Origin of the sequence: Bathymodiolus azoricus thioautotrophic gill symbiont, assembly GCF_001298715.1 — a bacterium.
GTDB lineage: Bacteria > Pseudomonadota > Gammaproteobacteria > PS1 > Pseudothioglobaceae > Thiodubiliella.
Genome location: NZ_CDSC02000361.1, coordinates 1 through 4,640, shown reverse-complemented (window position 1 = coordinate 4,640; position 4,640 = coordinate 1). Strand labels below are relative to the sequence as shown.

Here is a 4,640-nt window from a genome sequence, read left to right as displayed (position 1 = left end):
AATTTGTGCTGATCTTATTAAATTGGGGGTATTGTTTGTATTTTTATGGATGCAAGACTTGAATGGGATGGTTTTTTAGGATTTTGATTGGTATTTTTTGGGTTGGGTGGTTCTATTTTTGGATTTGGGTTTACAATGTCGACAAGTAGATTCGGTAATGATTGGAATAACATTGCTACTGGCTTTTCTGCCTGTATGCGTCAACATCATTACTGAGGCTGTCAAAATACCGAATGACACACCAATCCATAGCAATGAATAGAGAGGATGTTGAGTAAAAGTGCCAACTTGATAGAAAACAGTTGCTGAAAAATATGCCAAACCCGTCGCCCACAGGGCGCCAACCAATGCCCAAGTTTTCCCAATTTCACGCATCATGGCACCAAATGCAGCAACACAGGGGAAATACAACAAAATGAAAAGTAAATAAGAAAATGCACCAATTTTGCCATCAAAACGAGATACCATTGCACCAAATGTCTCTGTAGATACTTCTTGAGAGCGTGCGGCTGATGTTTGTGAATGCGTATCATCAAGTACACCTAATCCCAATGGGTCTGATAAATTTTGTAGTGCATCATCAAAATTAGCAGGAATAGTTGCCAATGCCTGCAATAACCCATCTTTTAAACTATATTCAGATACTTTTCTCTCATCGACTCCCTCCTCTGCATCAATACTAGAATACAATGAATCCAATGTGCCAACAACCACTTCTTTAGCAAGAATACCTGTGATAATACCCACTGTTGCTGGCCAGTTATCATCTTCAATACCCATGGGTCTAAATACAGGTGTTATTGTTTGTGCTGCTTTACTTAGCAATGAATTTTTAGAATCTTGATTGCCAAAACTACCATCAACGCCAATACTATTCACCACATTAATAATCATCACTACCAGTACAATAATCTTACCTGCGCCTAGTACAAAAGCCTTCAACTTGTTCCAAGTATTAATGATTAGGTTTCTAAAAGAGGGTAATTGATAATTCGGCAATTCCATCAAGAAATCACTAGTATTGTCGCTTTTAAATGCGCGTTTTAAGATTAAGCCTGTCAAAATCGCAAATAAGACGCCTATCACATACAAAGCAAATACAATATTTTGACCGCCGACTGGGAAAAATGCAGCTGCAAATAAAGCGTACACAGCAAGTCTAGCACCACATGACATAAAAGGTGCCATCAACACAGTGGTGATACGCTCTCTATGTGTATCAAGCGTTCGTGCCGCCATAATACCGGGCACATTACAACCAAAGCCAACGATAAGCGGAATAAATGCTTTACCTGATAAACCAATTCTTCGCATAAACTTGTCCATCACAAAAGCAGCTCTTGTCATATAACCCACTTCCTCTAGTAGCGTTAAAAATAGGTAAAGTGCTGCAATAATTGGAATAAAAGTTGCCACTACTTGAATACCGCCACCAACACCATTGGCAATAATAACTACCAAAAACTCAGACACCCCAATACTCTTTAATAAATTAGCCATACCATCAACAAAGATAACACCCACAGTAATATCGAAAAAGTCAATTAAGGCACCGCCAAAATTAATACTTACCAAGAACAATAAATACATAATCACTAGGAATATCGGCACGCCAGTAAAACTTCCTAATATTAACTTATCAACCTTATCTGAAATGGTTTTTTTGAAATTAGTGCTATGCTGAATGACTTGATTGGCAATCTTATTGGCATAATTAAATTGACTTTCTGCTTCTAACAATTCAACTTGAACTTTGTTACCAGCACCTTGTGCTACTTCAATCTCATCATTTGGATAATTAACCACTAATTTTATGACAGGATTAAAATCTTGTATCGCCTGAGATAATTCTGAAAAATCAAGTGTTTCTTTGAGTGAAATTGGGATAACTTCACAACCCATAGATTGCTTTAATGCATCAATATCAATTTTCATATTGCGCTTATGCACAATATCCATCATATTAAGAAATACAATAACATTAACCCCTAGCTCTCTGAGTTGCGTTGTTAAATACAGCCCACGCTCTAAGGTTGAACCATCAACAATATTAAAATATAAATATTCAGAATTATTGAGCACAAAATCTCTAGCAATTTGCTCATCAAGCGACGACTCTTTATCCTTAATTGAATAAACACCTGGTAAATCAACAATTTTATAAGATTTATTTGCTAGACTAAATTCACCTTCTTTACGATCAATAGTAACACCTGGCCAATTGCCAGTGCGTTGTTTTGCACCTGTTAATAAATTAAAAAATGTTGTTTTCCCAGAATTTGGATTACCAATTAATGCAATTTTTTCGAATGTCATAATATTGTTACCTTGATTAAATGTGCTATGGTTCTTCCTACGCTGACTCGTGCATTACCAAAAGCCAAAACCATATCGCCACCACGATTTCTTAACACAGATACGCTTAATCCAGACTTTATACCCAAACCTAAAAGCTTAATTTTCTTTGGATGTGGCAACTCAATACTGTTTATTTCACATAGGCATCCGGTTTTTTGATTTGATAATAGTTCCATATTTATATCTTGCCCTTGTTTGTTTTTTTACGATGCGAAATCCAATAACCAAATGAAGTTTTTTTATCTAATACTTGAAAGATTAACATTAATATCGAGCCAAACAATACCATTATTAATGCTGGTACACTGGCACGCTCAAACAGCCCTTCACTACTTAATTCATAGACTTGAATGGCAAGTGTGTCCCAGCCAAATGGGCGCAATAGATAAGTTGCTGGTAACTCTTTCATAACATCCACTGCTACCAATAGTCCACCTACCAAAATACCGGGGATCATCATGGGTAAATACACTTGCCAAATAAGGCGTAAGCGTGATATACCCAGCAAGCGTGCACTTTGTATAAATACAGGTTTTATTTGCTGAGTAGAGGCCTCAATTGAACTATAAGCAATCGCCATGAAGCGTGACACATAAGCAAATAACAGCAAAGCAATTGAGCCAAAAATAAGATAATTAATCGACTCGCCACCAAGATAGATATTAATCTGGGAAACTTGATTGACACCATAAAGTAACCCTACTGCCATTACTGAGCCTGGTAATGCATAACCCAAGGTTGCCAATCGAATCACACTCTTTAACCAAATACCACTTTGTTTGCAATGACTAGGAAGCGCTAATATTGTAGCGATAACAACAGTAATCAACGCAGCAGAAATAGTCAATATTGATGTTGAAGCAATCAAATCAAAATACTTTACACTCCACTCTTGGGCAACACTCTCCCAACCCCACACAACAAGCTGCAACATGGGTAATGCAAATGACAGCATAAACACACCCAATACAAATAAACTGATTAACCAGCCAACAGCACCACTGGCTTGGTAAGGTTTTTTGTTAGATACATCGGCGGAGTAATATTTGGCTTCTCCGCGCGCTTTTTTTTCAAAATAAATTAAGAAAAATGCCAACAATACCAACAATGATGCTAATTGTGCCGCCACTTCAATCGAACGATAATCACCCCATGCAGAATAAATCGCAGTGGTAAAGGTATCATAATTAAATAACCCAACTACCCCAAAATCAGCCAAGGTTTCCATTAGTGTTACCAATAAACCCGCAACAGCAGCTGGACGCGCCAAAGGTAAAGAAATTTTAAAAAATACTTTGATCGGACCTGCGCCAAGCAGCCTTCCTACTTCAATCATATTAATCTTTTGACGCTTAAATGATGCGCGTGCCATCATATAAACATAAGGATAAAACGCCAATATAAAGGTCAAAATAACTGCCCAAGAGCCTGAACGAATATCAAAACCTGATAAGCCTAACACTTCACGCATCCACACCTGTACATAACCCGAATAATCAAACACCCCTAAATATACGAAAGCCAAAACATAAGCAGGAATAGCGAAAGGCAGAAACAACGCCCACTCTAGCCACTTTCTACCTGGAAATTCAACCATCACCACTAGATATGCCAATACTGTGCCAAGCAAAGTTACACCAACACCAACGCCTATCAATAAAATAGCGGTAGAAGTGATCAAATTTGGTAGTAAATGTTGTGAAAAATGTGCCCACAACTCATGTTCAGGCAACAACCAAGATAGTAGCACCACAAAAATTGGCATCGCCACTAACAAGGCAAGAACACTAATCCAAATTTTAGATTTAAAGCAGTTTTTTCCCAAAGTACTTAAGATTATCTATAGCCTTTTATCTGCATTAACTTAACCGCTTCAGATTGTAAAATACCTGCTTGTGATAAATTCATTTTATCTTGCTTAAATGCACCCCACGCAGATACGACACTGTCCGATGCAACGCCTTGATTGGCTGGATATTCCTTGTTAAGCGAACCATAAATAATTTGCGCCTTAGCACCAGATAACCACTCTAATAATTTAATTGCTGACTTTGCATTTTTAGCATATTTAGTCACACCAGCACCTGATACATTAACATGCACACCTGTAGTGTTTTGATTAGCCCAGAATAATTTCAATGGTATATTAGGCTTTTTGTCCATTAAACGCCCGTAATAATAGGTATTGACCAAGCCAACATCGCACTGACCCGATAAAATTGCATTCATTACATGCGAATCTTTGGCGTTAGGCGTTGCTGCTAAATTATCCACCCAGCCAG

At 37.6% G+C, this 4,640-nt stretch carries 4 protein-coding genes; all 4 read right to left on the bottom strand.

What is annotated here, in order from left to right:
- Positions 1-75 precede the first annotated feature (75 nt).
- Entirely contained in the window at positions 76-2,316 is a 2,241-nt protein-coding gene (gene feoB, locus BAZSYMA_RS07005) for a ferrous iron transport protein B (protein ID WP_090717095.1), read from the bottom strand.
- Positions 2,313-2,534: a FeoA family protein gene (locus BAZSYMA_RS07000; protein WP_090717093.1), complete on the bottom strand. Its 222-nt coding sequence runs from the start codon at positions 2,532-2,534 to the stop codon at positions 2,313-2,315. The genes feoB and BAZSYMA_RS07000 overlap by 4 nt, the downstream gene beginning before the upstream one ends.
- Positions 2,535-2,536: 2 nt before the next feature.
- Complete coding sequence (locus BAZSYMA_RS06995; protein ID WP_237731647.1) at positions 2,537-4,183, bottom strand: ABC transporter permease; 1,647 nt, start codon at positions 4,181-4,183, stop codon at positions 2,537-2,539.
- A gap of 11 nt (positions 4,184-4,194) precedes the next feature.
- Positions 4,195-4,640: extracellular solute-binding protein (locus tag BAZSYMA_RS06990; RefSeq protein ID WP_143243140.1), on the bottom strand; the 446-nt coding region annotated here is incomplete at its 5' end.